Origin of the sequence: Nocardia sp. NPDC088792, assembly GCF_044750615.1 — a bacterium.
GTDB lineage: Bacteria > Actinomycetota > Actinomycetes > Mycobacteriales > Mycobacteriaceae > Nocardia.
In genome coordinates, this window is record NZ_JBIVKC010000001.1 from 1,207,992 (window position 1) to 1,226,542 (window position 18,551).

At 69.5% G+C, this 18,551-nt stretch carries 15 protein-coding genes; 5 read left to right on the top strand and 10 right to left on the bottom strand.

Features of this window, described 5'->3' with window-relative positions:
- Positions 1-93 precede the first annotated feature (93 nt).
- From ndk to ACIP5Y_RS05925, 4 genes are all read right to left on the bottom strand, one after another.
- Positions 94-510, bottom strand: a complete 417-nt coding sequence (ndk, locus tag ACIP5Y_RS05910; protein WP_400347958.1) for a nucleoside-diphosphate kinase — start codon at positions 508-510, stop codon at positions 94-96.
- A gap of 159 nt (positions 511-669) precedes the next feature.
- Positions 670-1,095, bottom strand: coding sequence for a DUF4233 domain-containing protein (locus tag ACIP5Y_RS05915; RefSeq protein ID WP_400347960.1), 426 nt, complete (start codon positions 1,093-1,095; stop codon positions 670-672).
- Positions 1,092-2,462 (bottom strand): bifunctional folylpolyglutamate synthase/dihydrofolate synthase, encoded by a 1,371-nt coding sequence (locus ACIP5Y_RS05920; protein WP_400349152.1) that lies wholly within the window; start codon positions 2,460-2,462, stop codon positions 1,092-1,094. Before ACIP5Y_RS05920 ends, ACIP5Y_RS05915 begins: the two co-directional genes overlap by 4 nt.
- A gap of 77 nt (positions 2,463-2,539) precedes the next feature.
- Positions 2,540-5,242, bottom strand: coding sequence for a valine--tRNA ligase (locus ACIP5Y_RS05925; protein ID WP_400347961.1), 2,703 nt, complete (start codon positions 5,240-5,242; stop codon positions 2,540-2,542).
- Positions 5,243-5,529: 287 nt separating this feature from the next.
- Here ACIP5Y_RS05925 and ACIP5Y_RS05930 point away from each other — a divergent pair, with 287 nt between their 5' ends.
- Together ACIP5Y_RS05930 and ACIP5Y_RS05935 are read left to right on the top strand one after the other, a co-directional pair.
- Positions 5,530-6,171: a class I SAM-dependent methyltransferase gene (locus ACIP5Y_RS05930; protein ID WP_400347963.1), complete on the top strand. Its 642-nt coding sequence runs from the start codon at positions 5,530-5,532 to the stop codon at positions 6,169-6,171.
- Between the two features lie 210 nt (positions 6,172-6,381).
- Complete coding sequence (locus tag ACIP5Y_RS05935) at positions 6,382-6,747, top strand: hypothetical protein (protein WP_400347965.1); 366 nt, start codon at positions 6,382-6,384, stop codon at positions 6,745-6,747.
- Between the two features lie 52 nt (positions 6,748-6,799).
- Here ACIP5Y_RS05935 and ACIP5Y_RS05940 read toward each other — a convergent pair whose 3' ends face one another.
- Positions 6,800-7,726: a YegS/Rv2252/BmrU family lipid kinase gene (locus ACIP5Y_RS05940; protein WP_400347966.1), complete on the bottom strand. Its 927-nt coding sequence runs from the start codon at positions 7,724-7,726 to the stop codon at positions 6,800-6,802.
- Entirely contained in the window at positions 7,723-9,300 is a 1,578-nt protein-coding gene (locus ACIP5Y_RS05945; protein WP_400349154.1) for an FAD-binding oxidoreductase, read from the bottom strand. The genes ACIP5Y_RS05940 and ACIP5Y_RS05945 overlap by 4 nt, the downstream gene beginning before the upstream one ends.
- 118 nt (positions 9,301-9,418) lie before the next feature.
- Here ACIP5Y_RS05945 and ACIP5Y_RS05950 point away from each other — a divergent pair, with 118 nt between their 5' ends.
- Positions 9,419-10,012, top strand: a complete 594-nt coding sequence (locus ACIP5Y_RS05950; protein WP_400347968.1) for a TetR/AcrR family transcriptional regulator — start codon at positions 9,419-9,421, stop codon at positions 10,010-10,012.
- 27 nt (positions 10,013-10,039) lie between these two features.
- Positions 10,040-11,578 (top strand): glycerol-3-phosphate dehydrogenase/oxidase, encoded by a 1,539-nt coding sequence (locus ACIP5Y_RS05955; RefSeq protein WP_400347970.1) that lies wholly within the window; start codon positions 10,040-10,042, stop codon positions 11,576-11,578.
- Positions 11,579-11,673: 95 nt separating this feature from the next.
- Here ACIP5Y_RS05955 and ACIP5Y_RS05960 read toward each other — a convergent pair whose 3' ends face one another.
- Both ACIP5Y_RS05960 and ACIP5Y_RS05965 read right to left on the bottom strand, forming a co-directional pair.
- Positions 11,674-12,513 carry a patatin-like phospholipase family protein gene (locus ACIP5Y_RS05960; protein WP_400347972.1) on the bottom strand — a complete coding sequence of 280 codons (840 nt, stop codon included), beginning with the start codon at positions 12,511-12,513 and terminating at the stop codon, positions 11,674-11,676.
- Positions 12,514-12,575: 62 nt separating this feature from the next.
- Positions 12,576-13,025 carry a hypothetical protein gene (locus tag ACIP5Y_RS05965; RefSeq protein WP_400347974.1) on the bottom strand — a complete coding sequence of 150 codons (450 nt, stop codon included), beginning with the start codon at positions 13,023-13,025 and terminating at the stop codon, positions 12,576-12,578.
- A 185-nt stretch (positions 13,026-13,210) separates the two neighbouring features.
- Between ACIP5Y_RS05965 and ACIP5Y_RS05970 the strand changes: the two genes are divergently transcribed.
- Positions 13,211-14,773 carry an FHA domain-containing protein gene (locus ACIP5Y_RS05970; RefSeq protein ID WP_400347976.1) on the top strand — a complete coding sequence of 521 codons (1,563 nt, stop codon included), beginning with the start codon at positions 13,211-13,213 and terminating at the stop codon, positions 14,771-14,773.
- Here the strand turns inward: ACIP5Y_RS05970 and ACIP5Y_RS05975 are convergent.
- Both ACIP5Y_RS05975 and ACIP5Y_RS05980 read right to left on the bottom strand, forming a co-directional pair.
- Complete coding sequence (locus ACIP5Y_RS05975) at positions 14,746-16,428, bottom strand: FHA domain-containing protein (RefSeq protein WP_400349156.1); 1,683 nt, start codon at positions 16,426-16,428, stop codon at positions 14,746-14,748. The genes ACIP5Y_RS05970 and ACIP5Y_RS05975 overlap by 28 nt on opposite strands.
- Positions 16,429-16,521: 93 nt before the next feature.
- On the bottom strand, positions 16,522-18,402 hold the full coding sequence (locus tag ACIP5Y_RS05980) for a serine/threonine-protein kinase (protein WP_400347977.1): 1,881 nt from the start codon (positions 18,400-18,402) through the stop codon (positions 16,522-16,524).
- Positions 18,403-18,551: the final 149 nt, after the last annotated feature.

The following is an 18,551-nucleotide window of genomic DNA, read 5'->3' on the forward strand; positions in this document are numbered from 1 at the left end:
CTGAGCGCGACCCGGGGTCGCGCCCGGGTCTGGGGGTGCGACCCCCAGACCTCCTGCGACAAGGCGTTCAGGGGTATAACTCCCGAGCCTGCTCTAGAGAGCGAATTCGGGGAACCAGAGGGAAATCTCACGCTTGGCGGACTCGGGCGAGTCGGAGCCGTGCACGAGGTTGTACTGGGTCTCGAGCGCGTAGTCGCCGCGGATGCTGCCCGGTACGGCCTTCTCGACCGGGTCGGTGCCGCCGGCGATCTGGCGGAAGGCGGTGATGGCGCGGGGGCCTTCGAGCACGGCCGCGATGACCGGGCCCGAGGTGATGAATTCGATGAGAGAGCCGAAGAACGGCTTCTCGGCGTGCTCGGCGTAGTGCTGGGCGGCGAGTTCCTCGGACACGTTCACGAGCTTCAGGTCCGCGAGCTTCAGACCCTTGCGCTCGATGCGGGTGATGATCTCCCCGACCAGGCCCCGGGCCACGCCGTCCGGCTTGATGAGTACCAACGTCTGCTCAGTCACGGGCGCAACAGTACCGCCTCCCCGAAACCTCAGCGCACGGCCTGGGAGCCGTAGACAGTCAGGCATGCGGGCCGGCGGTTGAGTACCGAACCGATTTTGGACGTACCCGATGAGTTACCCGGTCGCAGCGAAACCAGTTGTCGCCGAAGCCACGAACGCTCAGGCACCGGATATCCGCTGGCTGGGCAGCAATCCCGCTTCCATGCGCTTCTTCACATCCGCGCGGAGGAAAAGGATGAACAGCCAGACCGCGGCGAAGACGACACCGATGATCAGGATGGAGAGGTGGATGAACCCGCCGAGCAGCAGCAGGACCTGCAGGCCGAGGTTGAACGGGATCGCCCACGGGCGGCGCTGCAGACCGGCGCCGAGGAACATGACCACGGCGAGGCCGACGACATAGAGGATGGACCACCACTTCAGCCCGCCGCCGACCGAGCTGATCACCGGCAGCGCCAGCAGCACGGTGATGGCCTCCAGGACCAGGGTCCCGGCCATGACACCGCGCAGACCCTTCCACGGGTCGGTCGCGGGCGGCGGGACTTCGGCCTCGGCGTTGCCACCACCGTCAGCGTGGTCCGTCATGCGGGATCCTTTCCGAACAGACTCCGGGCAGCACCGGCGGTGACCACCGATCCGGTGATGACGATGCCCGCACCGGAGATGAGTTCAGCATCCTCTCCCCCCTCGGCGAGCGCGATGGCGGTCTCGATGGCATCCGCGAGATCGTGTGCGACGGCGACCCGTTCGTCACCGAAGCGCTGCACGGCGAGGTTGGCGAGATCGTCCACGGGCATGGCGCGCGGGGAACCGTTCTCGGTGACCACGATCTCGTCGAAGACCGGTTCGAGGGCGTCGAGGATGCCGCCGGCGTCCTTGTCGCCCAGTACCGCGATCACGCCGACCAGCTTGCGGAAGTCGAATTCGCTTGTCAGCGTGGCCGCCAGCGCCGCCGCCCCGTGCGGGTTGTGCGCGGCGTCGATGAAGATGGTCGGCGCGCTGCGCATGCGTTCCATGCGGCCCGGGCTGACCGAGCCCGCGAAACCGGCTCGGACGGCGTCGATATCGAGCTGGCGGGAGGCGCCCGCACCGAAGAACGCCTCGACCGCGGCGAGTGCCAGCGCCGCATTGCGGGCCTGATGCTCACCGTGCAAGGGCAGGAAGATGTCCTCGTAGACGCCGCCCAGGCCCTGCAGTTCCAGTACCTGCCCGCCGACGGCGACGCGCCGGGCCAGCACCTGGAACTCCGAACCTTCGCGGGCCACAGCCGCATCCACCTCGACGGCGCGGCGCAGCAGCACGTCCATGACCTCGGGCTCCTGCTGCGCGATGACCGCCACGGTGTCGATCGGGACGAGTTCGTTCGCGGGGGCCTTCTTGATGATCCCGGCCTTCTCCCCCGCGATGGAGGTGAGATCGGGGCCCAGGTATTCGGTGTGGTCCAGGCCGATCGGGGTGATGACGGCGACCTGGCTGTCGATCACATTGGTGGCGTCCCAGCGGCCGCCCATCCCGGTCTCGACGACCGCCACATCGACGGGCGCTTCGGCGAAGGCCGCGTAGGCCATGGCGGTGAGCACCTCGAACTTGCTCATGGCCGGGCCACCCGCCGCCTCGGACTGCTTGTCGATCATCTCGACGAAAGGCTGTAGTTCCCGGAACGTTTCGACATAGCGGCCCGGGGTGATCGGGGCATTGTCGATGGCGATGCGTTCGGTGGCCAGCTGCAGGTGCGGGCTGGTGATGCGCCCGGTGCGCCGGTGCAGGGCGGTGAGCAGCGAGTCGATCATGCGGGTGACCGAGGTCTTGCCGTTGGTGCCCGCGACGTGGATGGACGGGTAGCTCTGCTGTGGTGAGCCCAGCAGGTCCATGAGCGCGGCGATGCGGGCCAGCGAGGGCTCGATCTTGGTTTCCGGCCAGCGCTGATCGAGTTCGGCCTCGACCAGCGCCATTTCGGCCAGATCCACCGGTGAGGTGCCGGTGGTCAGCGGGATGTCCTGCGCGTACTGCTGACGTTCGGGTTCGTCGTTCACTTGCGCTCCGCCAGTTTCGCGATTTCGGCCAGCCGGGCCTGGATACGGTGGACTTCGGACTCGGCGATCTCCTTGCGCGCCTTGATCTTCGCGACCACATCGTCCGGGGCCTTGGCGAGGAAGGCCTCGTTGCCGAGCTTGCCGGTGGTGCCGGCCAGTTCCTTCTGCGCGGCGGCGAGGTCCTTTTCGAGGCGACGCGCCTCGGCCTCGAGGTCGACGGTGCCGGAGGTGTCGATCTCGACCGTCACCATGCCACCGGTCAACCGCACCTCGAGCGAGGCGGTAGCGGCGAAATCGGCGTCCGCGTCGGTGAGCCGGACGAGGTTGGCGATCTCGGCGAGCTGACCGTTCAGGCCGGCCTCGCCGATGCCGATGAGCTTGGCGGCCACCTTCTGCTTATCGGTGAGGCCCTGGTCGCTGCGGAAGCGGCGGATCTCGGTGATCAGCTTCTGCAGGTCCGAGATGCGGCGGGCCGCAACGGTATCGGCGGCGATGCCGGTGGCCCGCGGCCAGTCGGCGACGACGATGGAGGCGCCCGCGGCGCCCTCGGTGAGGGCCTGCCACAGCGATTCGGTGACGAACGGGATCGCCGGATGCAGCAGGCGCAGCACCGAATCCAGCACATTGCCGAGCACGATGCGGGTGCTTGCGGCACGCTCCTCGGATTCCGCGAACTGCACCTTGGCCAATTCCAGGTACCAGCTGCAGAATTCGTCCCACGCGAAGTGGTAGAGCGCCTCGCAGGCCTTGCCGAATTCGTAGCGGTCGAATGCCGCGTCCACTTCGGCGCGCACCTCGTCGAGGCGGTCCAGGATCCAGCGGTCGGTGTCGGTGAGGGTGTCGCGGGCGGGCAGGTCGCCCGGCGCGGCGCCGTTCATGAGCGCGAACTTGCTGGCGTTGAACAGCTTCGTGATGAAGCTGCGCGAGGCCGTCACGTGCGGGGTGCCCACCGACAGGTCGGAGCCGGGCTGGGCGCCGCGGGCGAGGGTGAATCGGGTTGCGTCCGCACCGTATTCGTCGATCCATTCGAGCGGGTCGACGCCGATGCCCTTGGACTTGGAGTACTTGCGGCCGAATTCGTCGCGGATGAGGCCGTGCAGGAACACGTCGTCGAACGGCACCTGCCGCTGTTGCGGGTCCTTGCCGGCATTGATGACCGGGTCGTCGGACACGAACATGCCGAACATCATCATGCGGGCCACCCAGAAGAACAGGATGTCGTAACCCGTCACGAGGACGCTGGTGGGATAGAACTTCTGCAGTTCCGGGGTGGCGTCGGGCCAGCCCATGGTGGAGAAGGGCCACAGGCCGGAGGAGAACCAGGTGTCGAGGACGTCCGGGTCCTGCACCCAGCCTTCGGGGGCCTGCTCGTCGGGGCCGACGCAGAGGGTTTCGCCCTCGGGGCCGTACCAGATGGGAATGCGGTGGCCCCACCACAGCTGGCGCGAGATGCACCAGTCGTGCATGTTGTCGACCCAGTCGAACCAGCGCGGTTCCTGGCTGGCCGGGTAGATCTTGACGTCGCCGTTGCGGACGGCGTCGCCGGCGGCCTTGGCGAGGGTTTCCACCTTCACCCACCACTGCATGGACAGGCGGGGTTCGATGGGTTCGCCGGAGCGTTCGGAGTGGCCGACGCTGTGCACGTACGGGAACTTGCGGGCGACCACGCGGCCTTCGGCTTCCAGGCGTTCGCGGATCTTCAGCCGCGCCTCGAAGCGGTCCATGCCGTCGAATTCGGTTCCGCTGTCGGCGATCTTGCCGGTCTTGTCCATGATGGTGGGCATGGGCAGGCCGTGGCGCAGGCCGAGTTCGAAGTCGTTGGGGTCGTGCGCGGGGGTGATCTTGACTGCGCCGGAACCGAATTCGGGGTCGACGTAGTCGTCGGCCACGATCGGGATCTGCCGGCCGGTGATGGGGTGGTAGACGGTGGTGCCGACGAGGGCCCGATAGCGCTCGTCGTCGGGGTGCACGGCCACGGCGGTGTCGCCGAGCATGGTCTCCACCCGGGTGGTGGCCACGATCACGTGCGGCTCATCGTCGTTCAGGGAGCCGTAGCGCAGCGAGACCAGCTCGCCGTCCACGTCCTCGTACTTCACCTCGACATCGGAGATGGCGGTCTCCAGCGACGGCGACCAGTTCACCAGGCGTTCGGCGCGGTAGATGAGGCCCGCGTCGAAGAGGCGTTTGAAGATGGTCTGCACGGCGCGGGACAGGCCCTCGTCCATGGTGAAGCGGTCGCGGCTCCAGTCGATGCCGTCGCCGAGGCGGCGCATCTGGCCCTGGATGGCGCCGCCGGATTCGCGCTTCCAGTCCCACACCTTGTCGATGAAGAGTTCGCGGCCGAAGTCTTCCTTGGTCTTGCCGTCGGCGCCGAGCTGCTTCTCCACCACGGATTGGGTGGCGATGCCGGCGTGGTCCATGCCGGGCAGCCACAGCACCTCGTAGCCCTGCATGCGCTTGCGGCGGGTGAGCAGGTCCATGAGGGTGTGATCGAAGGCATGGCCCATGTGCAGGTTGCCGGTCACATTGGGCGGGGGGAGCACGATCGAGTAGGGGGGCTTGCCGCTGCTCGCGTCGGCGGTGAAGTATCCAGCGGCTACCCAGCCTTCGTACAGGTCGACCTCTACTTCACTGGGGTTCCAGCTCTTGGGGAGGGCATCGGCACGATTGCGTGGGGTCTCAGAGGCTGCGCTGGTCACCGTGCGATTCTAATTGCTGTGATTCGACGGTCCCTACCGGGTTTTACACAGCCGAAGAGCGGGGCTCTCGGCGGATGAGGGACACCGAGAACCCCGCCCTCGAAGGCAAGATTACCGCCTTTTCGCGCAGCTTCTCCGAACCCACATCGAATTCTCAGCTTCCGGCCCAAATGCGCCAGGCTAGAGCACAATTCGTTGCATCCACGTTGCATCGAGCGCACAGAACCGACCGCCTTCCACTGTGATTTCACACAGCCCCTGCGGGGATCGGCGGTAGCCTGCGGGATGTGAACGCCATTGTCTCGAAGGTGATGTCCACCGTCGCCGGGCAACTCGGTAAGCCGCACGGCCTGCTAGGGAAGGGTGTGGTGGCGCGGCTGCTGGATCGGGCGAACCTGTTCATGATCGAGGGCGCGGTCGCGGCGGCCGACGTGACGCCGGGCGATGTGGCGGGCGACCTCGGATTCGGTGGCGGGGTGGGTATTTCACTGCTGCTGGATCGGGTCGGGCCGAGCGGTTCGGTGATCGGCGTCGAACTGTCCCGGGACATGCTGGAACGGGCCGGATCACGCTTCCGCGGCGATATCGCGACCGGGCGGCTGCGGGTGCAGGAGGGTTCGCTGACCGAGCTACCGCTGGACGATGCGTCGCTGGACGCGGTGATCACCCTCAATACGGTGTACTTCGTGCCCGAACTGGATCGGGTGTGCGCCGAGCTGGCGCGGGTGCTGCGACCGAAGGGCCGGGCCGTGGTCGGCATCGGCGATCCGGCGGCCATGGCGCGGATGCCGTTCACCGCGCACGGTTTCCGGCTGCGGCCGGTCGCGGACGTGATCGCCGCGCTGGAGAATGCGGGACTCACCGTGGAGCAGCGGACACTGGACCGCAAGCCGATCCCCGGCCACCTGCTCATCGCCCGGCACGCCTAGCCCGGTCGGATCGCCCCGGTCAGAGCATGTGTCCTGAGTCACAAGATCGTCGCTTCGTGAGCATCGCGGCATTCCTCTTGTCACCGCTATCGACACGGGTGTGTTCTTGATGTCCGGCTGGCGCCAGTCGCTACCACTTCGAATACGCAGTTCCGGGACACCTCCACCACCGCGGGCCGATCCGGTCTCGCTGAGGGAAAGAGAGTCATCATGCGTGCTCGCGTCCTCATCGTCACCGCCGCTCTCGCCACTGCCACCGCCGCCGGGTTATTGGCGGCCGGAAACGCCTCCGCCGCAACGCCGATCGCGATTCCGCAGTTCGGGGCCTACGGACTCGAACTCTCGCACGGCGAAACCCAATCCCTGGCCGGCAGCCCGCTGCCCGCACTCGTGGATCGTTTTGCCCCGCATTCCGCGGTGACCGTCGGCATCCAGCCGGATTCCGCGCTCCCCCAGGACAATTCCAATGTCTACGCCGGACTGAACGACATTGTCGGCGAAGCCGCATCCCGGCCCGGCGGCCAGGTGGACGTGCTGCTCGATACGCAGGGTCTGATCGTCTTCCAACAGTGGTGAGACACATCGAATACCTTGCGCCCCTCGCCTGTACGGCGAGGGGCGCTGTCGATCAGGGCACGAGGACGTCCAACGCACCCGCGTGAGCCTGGAAGGTGGCGGGCAGCAGGCCGACCGGATCACCATCGGCGGTCGCGGGAGCACCCGGAGCCGTCAAGGTGATGGTGGCCGCCCGATAGCCGACCGCGGCCGGGTGATCGATGCGCTTGCCCGACGACAGGGTCGGGAGCAGGCGCAGCATGTCCAGCCGCGACATGGCGCCGACCACGGTGAGATCCAGCAGGCCGTCGTCGATGAGCGCGTCCGGGCAGATCAGCATGCCGCCGCCGTAGGTGCGGGTATTGCCGACCGCGACCATGACCGCATCCAATTCGATGACGGTGCCGTCCGCGTGATCCGGGGAGCCGTGCAGTTCGATGCGGTAGGGGACGTCGAGTTTTCCGGCGAGCTCCAGCAGCGCTGCCACCGTGTAGCGCAGCGGCCCCTTGGGGTAGCGCATGGCATTGGCCCGCAAGGTGACTCGCGCGTCGAGGCCGGTGCCCGTGACCGTGGCGAACCAGATCGGGGTGCTCGAATCGCCGGTTTCGACGGTGCCGAGATCGATGGTGCGGGTCCGGCCGCCGAGCACCACGTCGACCGCGGCGGCGGTGTCATCGGGCACCCCGACCTCGCGGGCGAGGTCGTTGCCGGTGCCGGCGGGCACCAGGCCGAGCGGCACACCCTGGCCCACCAGGGCCTGCAAGGTGACGCACACCAGTCCGTCGCCGCCGGCCGCCACCACGGCGTCGGGCCGGGCGGCCGGGTCGGCGAGCGCCTTGCGGACCAGCAGTGCGGTATCGGCCGCGGAGCTGCCGAGAATCTCGTGCACGGCGATATCGCGGGCCGCGAAGAGCCGCGCGGCCTCGCGGGCCACCTGTTCACCCTTGCCCTGACCGGACAGCGGGTTGGTCACCAGGGCTACCGATCTGATCTGGGTCACGGAATCAGCTTCCCGGGGTTGAGGATTCCGGCGGGGTCGACCGTCTGCTTCACCGCGCGCAGTACCCGCACGCCCAGGTCGCCGATCTCGGCGGTCATCCACGGCCGGTGATCGGCGCCGACGGCGTGATGGTGGGTGATGGTGCCGGAGGCGGCGATGATGGCATCGCCGGCGGCCCGCTTGGCCCGCGCCCATTGGGCGATCGGGTCGTCGGCCTGCTTGCCGACAATGGTGAAGTACAGCGAGGCGCCGGTCGGGTAGGTGTGCGAGATATGGCACATGACCAGCGCCGGAGCGCCCTGCGCGGTCAGTGATTCGGTCAGTGCCGCGGTGACTTTCGCCTTGAGCTCGGCGAGATTGGACCAACTGGTGGCGGTTTCGAGGGTCTCGCACAGGATTCCGGCATCCAGCAGCGCATCCCGCAGGTAGGGGGCGGAGAAGCGGCCGTGTTCCCATTCCTTGGCAGGGGTTTCGCCGAGGGCGGTGCCGCCGGCGGCGGCCAGCAGGTCGGCGGCCTCGGCGCTGCGGGCCGCGACATGGGCGGCAGTGCCTTCGAAGGTGGTGACGGCGAGGCAGCCGCCGACGGGCGCGCCGCCGACGTCACCGGCGCGGGCCAGGTTCAGGCCGGTCTCGGCCTCGTCGGACAGGCGCATGACGGTGGGGGCGGCGCCGGCCTGGATCACCGAGCGCAGAGCCGCTGCGCCGGTGGCGAAGTCGGGGAAGGACCAGGCCTGGTAGGCGGTGGTTTCCGGGACGGGGTGCACGCGCAGGGTGACCTCGGTGATGATGCCGAGGGTGCCTTCGGAGCCGGAGAAGAGTTCGCGCAGATCGGGTCCGGCGGCGGAGGCGGGGGCGCGGCCGAGGTCGAGGGTGCCCCGCGGGGTGGCGATGCGCAGGTGCTGGATCATGTCGTCGAAGCGGCCGTAACCGGCCGACGCCTGACCGGAGGAACGGGTGGCGGCGAAACCGCCGATGGTGGCGTATTCGAAGCTCTGCGGGAAGTGGCCGAGCGAAAGTCCGTGTGCGCCCAGCAGTTCCTCGGCCTGCGGTCCGGTGAGACCGGCGCCGAGGGTCGCGGTGCTGCTGACGGGGTCGACCCGGGTGAGGGTGTCGAGGCGGCGCAGGTCCACGGCGAGGACGGCATCGAAGGCGCCGCGCACGGGGTCGAGTCCGCCGACGACGCTGGTGCCGCCGCCGAAAGGGACGACGGCGATGGCGTGGGCGGAGCAGTACTCCAGCAGGGCGAGGACTTCGGCGTGATCGGCCGGGAAGAGCACGGCGTCGGGGGCGTCCTGTTCCCCGGTTGCGCGGCGGCGCAGCAGGTCGGGGGTGGATTTGCCGCCGGCGTGCCGGAGCCGATCGCGGTGATCGGTGGAGACATTGCCGGCGCCGACCACCGCGACGAGCCCGGCGTGCTGTTCGGGGGTGAGGGCCGATGGGCGCAGCGGCACGTCGCCCTCATCGCGACGGGTCGCCGGCTCACCGGACACCCCGAATACCTGACCGAGCAGTCCCCGGATCTTTTCCGGGAGCGGTTTGTGTCCGGACGGGGAGCCCCAGGCGTCCCACACCATACTCGCGCGGGCTTGCGGCTCGCCCGGGTTTGCTGTCGATGCGGAGGCTGCTCGAGTGTCGACCATGCGTTACAGTCTGACATATAATGTCAAGCAGTAACGGAACTACTCTCCGGTGGTGGCAATCGTGACCTCGACCGAAACCCCCTCCGCCGTCGATCGGGCGATCCTCGACGCGGCACGCGCCTGCGTGGCCGAATTCGGCGTACGGCGCACCACCCTCACCGAAGTCGCGCGACGCGCGGGCGTCAGCCGGCCCACCGTGTACCGGCGCTGGCCCGACACCGGATCACTGGTCGCCGACCTGCTGGTGCGGGAACTGCGCGAGATCATCGCCGAGGCCGTGCCCGCCGCGGGCAGCGCACGCGAACGGCTGGTCGGCGCGATCGTGGGCGGCGGCGCGACCATGCGGCAGAACCCGCTGTTCGCCAAGATCTTCCGCGCGGACGCCGACCTGATGCTGACGTACGTGTTCGAACGGCTCGGCCGCAATCAGCGCGCACTGCTCGAACTGTTCCGCGACGGGATCCGGGAAGGCCAGGCGGACGGGTCGATTCGCGCCGGGGATCCGCAACGCATGGCGGGCATGGTGCTGCTCATCGGGCAGTCCGCGGTGCAATCGGCCGGCACCATCGCACCCGTCCTCGACTTCGAACATCTCGACACCGAACTCGCGCACGCGCTGCACGCCTACCTGGCTCCCAGCAAGTAGCTCTCCGCCTCGTCGAAAGGTCTTCCCATGACCGGGAATCCAGTCCACCCCGACTCCGTGCTCGATGCCGCGCGACGACAGCGGGAACTGCGGGCGCTCGGCGACGCCGCCGCCATCGACGTGCTGGTGATCGGCGGCGGCATCACCGGCGTCGGAGTGGCTCTCGATGCCGCCGCGCGCGGGCTGCGCACGGTCCTGGTGGAGAAGCACGATCTGGCGTTCGGCACCAGCCGCTGGAGTTCCAAACTGGTGCACGGTGGACTGCGCTACCTGGCCAGCGGCGGCGTGGGCATCGCGCACGAGAGCGCGGTGGAGCGCGACATCCTGCTGACCCGCACCGCACCGCATCTCACCCGGGCACTGCCGCAGGTGGTGCCGCTGCTGCCGAATATCGGTGTGGCGCAGAAGCTTCTGGTGCGGACCGGATTCGTGGCCGGTGATGTACTGCGGCGGGCGGCCGGCACCGCACCGTCGGTGCTGCCGCGGTCGCGGCGAGTGGCGGCGGCCGAGGCGCTGCGGCTGGCGCCGACGGTGCGGCGGGCCGGGCTGCGCGGCGGGCTGCTCGCCTGGGACGGGCAACTGGTGGACGATGCGCGACTGGTGGTCGCGATCGCACGCACGGCGGCGTCACACGGGGCGTCGATTCTCACGCGTGTGGCCGCGACCGGCGTCTCCGGTGAGCAGGCCACGCTGGTGGATCAGCTGACCGGCGAAACCCTCACCGTCACAGCACGTTCGGTCATCAACGCGACCGGCGTGTGGGCCGATCAGGTGGATCCGAGCATCGAACTGCGACCCTCACGCGGGACGCACCTGGTGTTCGATGCCGCGGCCTTCGGCGGGCTGACGGCCTCGCTGACGGTGCCGATTCCGGGCAGCACCAGTCGTTTCATCTTCGCGTTCCCGGCAGCGCACAATCGCGTATACCTGGGGCTCACCGATGAGGAAGCGCCCGGACCGGTGCCGGACGTGCCGCACGCCACCGACTCCGAGATCGATTTCCTGCTCGACACCGTCAATACCGTCCTGCGGGAACCATTGACCCGCAACGATATCCGCGGCACCTTCGCGGGCCTGCGCCCACTGTTGCGCACCGGCGGTGACAGCACCGCCGACATCTCCCGCGAGCACGCCGTCCTGACCTCGCCCACCGGCGTGATCACCGTGGTCGGCGGCAAACTCACCACCTACCGCAAGATGGCCGAGGACGCCGTGGACGCGGCCGTCAGCCACTCCCACCTGACCGCATCCCCTTGCCGCACCAAGCGCCTCCCCCTGGTCGGCGCGGTCTCCGGTGCGGCCCGCGACCGCATCCCGGCCCCCGCCCGCCTGGTCGAACGCTACGGCAGCGAAGCCACCGCCATCCTCGACCTCATCGAGGACAGTCCGGCCCTGGCCGCCCCGGTCGCCCCCGGAATCGATGTCGCCGCAGCAGAATTCGTCTTCGCCGTCCGCACCGAGGGCGCCCTGGACATCGACGACCTCCTGGACCGGCGCACCCGCATCGGCCTGGTCGAAGACGACCGGCGCGCCGCCGAACCCGCCGCCAAGGCCGCCTTCGAATAGCGGCACGACTTTCGGAGACGGCGCTGTTCGAAAGGACCGAGCTCCGCCGCCCCGGCCGCACCGCCGAAGGAGTTGCGACCAGCGCAGGCGGGCCTTCAGTTCCAGAGTTGGGCGATGCGAGGCGCTTCCGCGCGGCCCTGGGCGCGGCCTGCTTCGGCGGCGGGGGTGCGGGTGGCGGGGTCGAGGGGGTTGTCGCCGACGACCGCGAAGGTGGCCGCGTCGGGAGCGATCACCTCGACTCGGGAGCCGGCGGCGGTGAGTGCGGCGACCTCTTCGTCTACGCGGAGGTCGGGGGTGGGTAGCAGGATGAGGATGCGGTCGTGGCCCGCGGCGAGATCCGAATTGCTGCTGGAGCGGACGCCGCCGTCGATGTAGCGGGCGCCGGCGATGGGGACCACCGGCCAGACCAGGGGCACTGCCGAACTCGCCGCCACCGCGTGGATCAGAGATACGCCCGAGGCGCGGTGGAAGACCTGCGGTTCGCCGGTATCGGCGTCGACGGCGACGACCCGCAGGTTGCGGTCCGGCCAATCGTGGACGGGCAGGCGGGTTTCGATGACGGCGTACCGGGCGATGACGGGCACGGTGTGCGCGGCGCCGGCCAGTTCACCCAGGCGGCGGCCCACTTTCGCCTGATCGCCGCCGGATTCGACGACGATTTCACCCCACAGCGTGCCGAGGTCGAGGAGTGGGTTGCCGGGCGGCACGATTTCCCGGCTCTGCAGGCTGGGTTCGGTCTGCCGCCGGAACAGTTCCTCGAGGGGCAGTCCGCTGCCCACCTGCGCGGCCACATTCGCGCCGGCGGAGGTGCCGAGCAGCAGGTCGGCGCCGGTGACGTCGACTCCGGCATCGGCCAGTCCCGCGATGATCCCGGTTTCCCAGGCGATTCCGGCCACGCCTCCGCCGCCCAGTACGAGTGCCCGTGCCCGCGCCATTCTCGACTCCTCTGCTCGGATCGAAGCAACCGGTCTGTCGCCCAGCGCATTCCCGGTGTGCGTCAGTTGATGACGAGGCAGCCGGACCCCGAGGACAGGCCCATACCCACGTGCACGTCGACGTACGGGAACACATCCGGGCCCGGCTGACTGTGCTGGACCGCCTGGATGCGGTGCGGACCGGGCGTCGCAGGCGTCCAGGGCGCCTGGGCCAGCCAGCCCGACGGCGCTGACCAGGCGAACGGAATCCCGTTGTCGTAGAACACGACCGGTGTCGTCGGATCGTCGACGTAGCCGTTGATCGTGTACGCGCAGCCGGTCCCGAAATTCGACGCCATCCCGAAACTGATGCCGGGTTCCGCCCCGACCCGGGTCGCGGTGGCCTGCGCGGGCGCGGCGCACACCGTCAGGGCGGCCAGCCCGGACAGGCCGAGCGCGCCGGTCAGGTATCGCATGCGGCGGGTGCGGAGTGCCGGAGTTGTAGTCCTGTTCCTGATGATCGTGCCCATCATGGTGCGGTCCTCGTCGGTCCTGCCGGGGCCTGGTGCGCCGGCACGATGACCCGATCCTTCCGCCCGAGGCTGCCCTGCGAGGCGTATTGCCACAATCTGGCGAGTCGCGTCGGCCCGTACCGCCCGAACGCCACCGGTCCTATGCTTGGCTGCGATATGGCGAGCGCCGGCAGAGGGAGGCGCGCATGGGACGCATTCCGACCACTGTCGCATTGACGCGCGGGGACGGCCTGGTCGCGCGATTCGGGGCGGTATGCATCGTGGTCGCGGGCGAAAGCCCCTCCACGGAACGGATTCTGGGCGCGGCCGAAACCGCGGCCACCGCCGCCGATCCGGGCGTGGCGATCGCGCAACGCCTGGCAGCGACGGTATTCAGCGGCGGCTCCGGACAGCCACCGGCCTTCGGCGTGGTGGCCCCGACCGCGGGCGGCATCCTGGTCCTGCTGCACGGTCCCGTCCTGGCAGTCGTGGAAGGTCCGGAAGGCACCCGCCGCCTCTCCGGCGAACGCGCCATGACCTGGGCCGACGAAATCATCCGCGACCCGGTCCGGCGCATCTCCGTGAGCACCGAAGGCCCCACCGCCACCCCGATCCCGCACACCGACCTGCGCGCCGGCGTGGTCGCCGCCGGCGGCTTCGTGCTGCACGCGCCCCCGACCGGCCTCACCGCCCGCCCGCGCAGACCCGCCGACACCAACCCCGAACTCCATCCCCCGCAACCCCCAGCCACCGACCTCACCCGCCGAGCCCCACTCCCCACCCCCTCGCACACCCGCTTCGGCTCCGAACCGGTCCGCCTCCCGATCCAATCCCCCAGCGCCCCACCCCGATCCGCCGCCGGCGACCCGCCACCCGTCTACGACCGCCGAGCCGCCACCTTCCCGGTCGGCGGCCCCGAAAAACCCGAAGCCCCCGCCGCGACGCCGCTCACCGAATCCGCCTCCGGCCCGCCGCAGCTCACCGCACAGGTGGACGACCCGCCCGCGACGGCCGCGATCGAACCCCTCGACGCAGCGAAATCGAAGCAGGAGAAACCCGCGGAACCGGCGCGACCATCGCAACGTGCGGATGAGCAGCAGGCGAGAAAGCCCAACCGCGCAGGCCGCCCCGATCCGGAGGATCAGCCACCCACCGCCGCCTTCGACGCCGAAGCCGCAGCCGCAGAGGACGCCGCCGAGCAGTCGTCCACGCCGACACCACAATCCACGCCCGGCCCACATTCCCCACCGGGCCCGCAGCCCACGCCCACCCCTCCTCAGCCCGCGCCCGGTCCGCAACCCACACCATCATCACAATCCGCCCCAAGGCCGCAACCCACTCCGGCACCTCACCCCTTACCGGCATCGTCTGCCACGCCGGCAGCACGATCCGCGGGCGCGGCACCCATGGAAACGGTCGCCTATCAGGCCGGAGCGCTCGTCGGTCCGGACGGCGCACGATATCCCCTGGATCGGCCGTACGTGATCGGCCGCGACCCCATGATCGACGACTCGGTCCGCCGAGCCCAAGCCTCACCGATCGTGATCCCTCGCGACCGCCACGTCTCCCGCGTGCACGCGCACCTGACCGTCAGCGGCGGCACAGTTTTCGTGCGCGACGCCGGAACCCCGGGCGGCACCTTCATGGCAGCGCCCGGCGCATCCGAGTGGATGCGGGTCGGCCAACGTCCCGTCGAACTACAGCGCGGCTGGAGCCTGCGCATAGGCGAACGCATCTTCACCTACCGCACAGACCAACCCCACACCTGACTGTGACCTATTGCAGCGCAGACCAATCGCCGGCGTGGAGGGCGGGGCGGGCGGTGGGTGGGATGGGGGTGGCGGTGCGGATGGCTTGCTGGGCTGCGGCCGTGTCGGTGGGGTGGTGGCCGAGGACGGTGGCGCCCACGACGCGGTCGCGGGAGATTATGAGGCGGCGGTAGGAGTGCGAGCGGGGGGCGTCGAGGTAGCACCGGCGCGGTCCGAGCCCCGGTGGTGAGCGCGTACTGCAGTTCGCTGACCCTGGTGCGGGCCAGGAACAACACGGTCGCCACCAGCACCACCGCACTGATCACCCATCGCAGCCCCGGCGCCACCACTCCCGTCACGGTGGTGAAGGAGGCGGCGAGCACCGTGCCCCCGAACCAATAGAAGGCATTCAACGCCACCGCGGCATACCCCGCCGACAGCATGGCCTGACTCACCGAGGTCAAGGCTTCCACCACGAAGAACAACCCCACGGCGACCACCATCGCCAGCCCCAATACCACGAACCGTTGCGGCAGCAGCATATTCGGGTTCCCCGCGACCACCACGAACCCGATCACGAACCCGGGCAGCGCGGCCGCGAACAGCTTGCGCGGCGCCGCCCAGCCGCGTTCCGGGTCGGCCAGGTCGGCCTGATAGGCGGCGCGCGGTTTGAAGTCGAAGCAGTTCTTGGCGCATCCCACGCACGGCTGACAGTGATTGTTGGCCACGGTCACGAAGGGCGTCTGCCCATACGCGCGCTGCAGCGGGAACAACGGGCAGATACTGCTGCACCAGCCGCTCTTGCCCTTGAACGCCACCCCGCCCGCGAACGCGGCCGCGATGACCGCGGAAAGCACTGCACCGGTGGTGATTCCATTACGATCCAACCCCGCCAGCCGGGACCCGACGATGCCGAAGAACAAGACCACCGCGATCAGATACCCACGCTGCTGGAACCAGTTCGGCACGGTGGCCGCGCGGCTGAAGCGCAGCAACCGCGGCAGCTGATTGGTGGCGGCCAGCGGACACACATTGCGCCACAGGCCCGGTGCGATGAGGAACAGTCCCGGCAACAGTGGCGCGATCACCTTGAAGAACACGAACAATCCTGCCGCGGGTCGCACGAACAGCAGGACGATGACGGTGAAATACGCAGCGATACTCACCACCCGCACGGCCTGCCACACCGGCAGCGGCACCCGCGCGGGCAGTTCGGTGAAGGCGGGGAACAGATTCCGGGTCCCGGTGGGATCGATGCCGAGGATGCGTTCGGTCCAGCGCACGCCGCGGGTCGGCGGCCGGTCGGCGGGTGGCGGCGGTGCGGTGACGCCGGGCGTTCCGCGATACGTTTCGCCGGAGTCGAATTCGGCGGGTTCGGCGGTGGGCGTGTGCAGCACGATGATTTCGCTGCGGCCGAGGCGCACCACGTCGCCGGTGGTGAGTACCCGCCGGCCCGCCAGGGTCAGGCCGTTGACGGTGGTGCCGTTGCGGCTGCCGAGGTCGACCACCGAGAGTGCGGTCGGGGTGGGGACGAGGCGCAGGTGACGGCGGGAGACGCCGCTGTCCGCGAGTGATTCGTGGGCGCCCTCCCGCCCGAATATGAGAGGACCGTCCAGTTCCCTCCGTCGCGCTGGGCGACCCCATTCCCGGATCTCGATCAGTGGCCGCCCCACCATCTCCACGCCCTCCCCTCCACGCCGTCACCCGCCGCCGATGACATTCCCCGGTATATCGGTCCACACCCCGTGTTGCGCAACGAACGACCGGATTCACCGAGCCGCGGGCCGCGCCCGCACATACCGGTACCGCCTGCCGACCCGGCGGCACCCCACCGCCGACACCACCCCGGCCCCCGCGCCCACCACCGCACACACCAGCAGCGCGACCAGCGTCGGCTCCCGGCCGAACAGAATCCAGCTCACCCCCACCGCGCCGATGCCGAGCAGCCCGGTACTCACCGCCAGCCCCACCGTCGCGGCCCGGCCCGCCCGCCCCTGGCACAGGGCACGCACGGACGATTCGGCGTAAACGACGGCCAGCAGGACCAGCAACAGCACACCGACCGCCGTCACCGTGATGAGCGGGCGCTGCGCGGTATGCACCGGGAACCGGTAGACGGCGGTGGTGGATCCATTGCGGGACAAGGTGATCTCCGCCGTGACATCACCCGCGAGCACATGCGGATCCAGCGGCACCGGCAGTGCGGTCGCCACACCCGGCCCGCCCGGCGACAGGGGCGTGCTCACATCGCCGATGTTCACGCCCAGCACGTCGAGGGACAGTTCCGCCGAATCCGCGGTCGTGCCGTTCACCGAAAGCAGCACGGGCTCGGACAGATCCAGCGGAACCCGGTCCACTCGCGCCGGATCGACCCCGTCGACCTGGATCAATCCGATCGGCGGCGTGGCCCGCGTGGGACCCACCCCCAACCCGAGCACCGCCACCAGGGCCACCACCACCGCCAGCACCGCGGCGATCACGAACGGCAGCCGCGGCGACGGCAGGGCCACCACCCGCTGCGCCGGTATCAGGTCCTTCGGCTGCACATCCACCAGCCGAATCCCGCCCTGCCGCAACGGCTGCCGCGGCCGCACCCGCGTCCCACTCGGCCTGGTAGTGCCCTTCGATCCGATTGCCGGCGTCGCGAGCGGCAGGGCGCCACGCGGCTCCCCGGCGGGTGCGTCCGGATCCCGGGTCTGCGGCCCACCGCGGAATATGCCGGTGGCCGCAGCCACAATAGTGTCCGCGCCGAGGACCGGAATACCGACGGGCAGCAGCCAATTCGTGCCCCAGCAGTGCGCGGCGGCAGCGGCGAGGGAGATGCCGAAGGATTCGGCGGAATCGAACCGCCCGTCCGGATCACGGGCGAGACCGAGCATGACGGTCTCGGCGATCGGCGACGGCACCGCGGGCGCCACCTCGGACAGCGGCGCCGGTGCACCGTAGGCGTGGCCGAACAGGACATCGAGCGGGTCGGCGCCGGGCGGGAACGGCAGCACACCGGCCAGCAGCTGATAGAGCATGGTCGCCAGTGCGTACACATCGGTGGCGGGCGACAGTGGCAGGCCGAGCAGCTGCTCCGGGGCGAGATAGGCGGGGGTACCGACGATTTCACCGGTCCGGGTCGCGGGCGTCTCGTCACCGCCGACGATCTCGGCGATACCGAGATCGGTGAGCTTCAGCGTGCCATTGGCCGCGAACAGGAGATTGCCCGGTTTCACCGCGCGATGCAGGAGCCCGCGCTCGTGCGCCGCGGCCAGCCCCGCCGCTGCCGACAATGCCACCGCGACGGCCGCGGGCGCCTCGAAACCGGCTGTGCTGAACCGTCTCTCGACGTTCCCGCGTGGCAGGTACTCGCTCACCAGCAGGCATAAACCCGCATGTTCGACGTGCTCGTACACGGCCGCCAGATGCGGGTGTTCCCATGCCGTCAGCGCCTGCCCGACCGTCTCGAATCGCTGCCGCACCAAGGGTTCGGCCGCGAATTGCGCAGGCAGCTGCTTGATCGCGACCCGCCGGCCCGATCGTCGATGCCGTCCGGCCAGCACGACCCCGCAGCCGCCGCGCCCGGCCGGACCGTCGACGTCGTACTCCGGTAGTGCTGCCCGCACCCGTGCGATATCCGCCTCGGTTGCTCCCCCGTCGGTCATTCGTACGCACCTCCACGCCGATTCCCTCGCTGGGTGAGTGCGCATGTTGCGGCGGGGTGCGCCTGGATGGTCATCCCGGTGTGACCTCGCTGATTTCGATGGTAGGTCCGGCGGCCCGCCCGTGGGGCCATCCGGTTCAGGCGTTACCC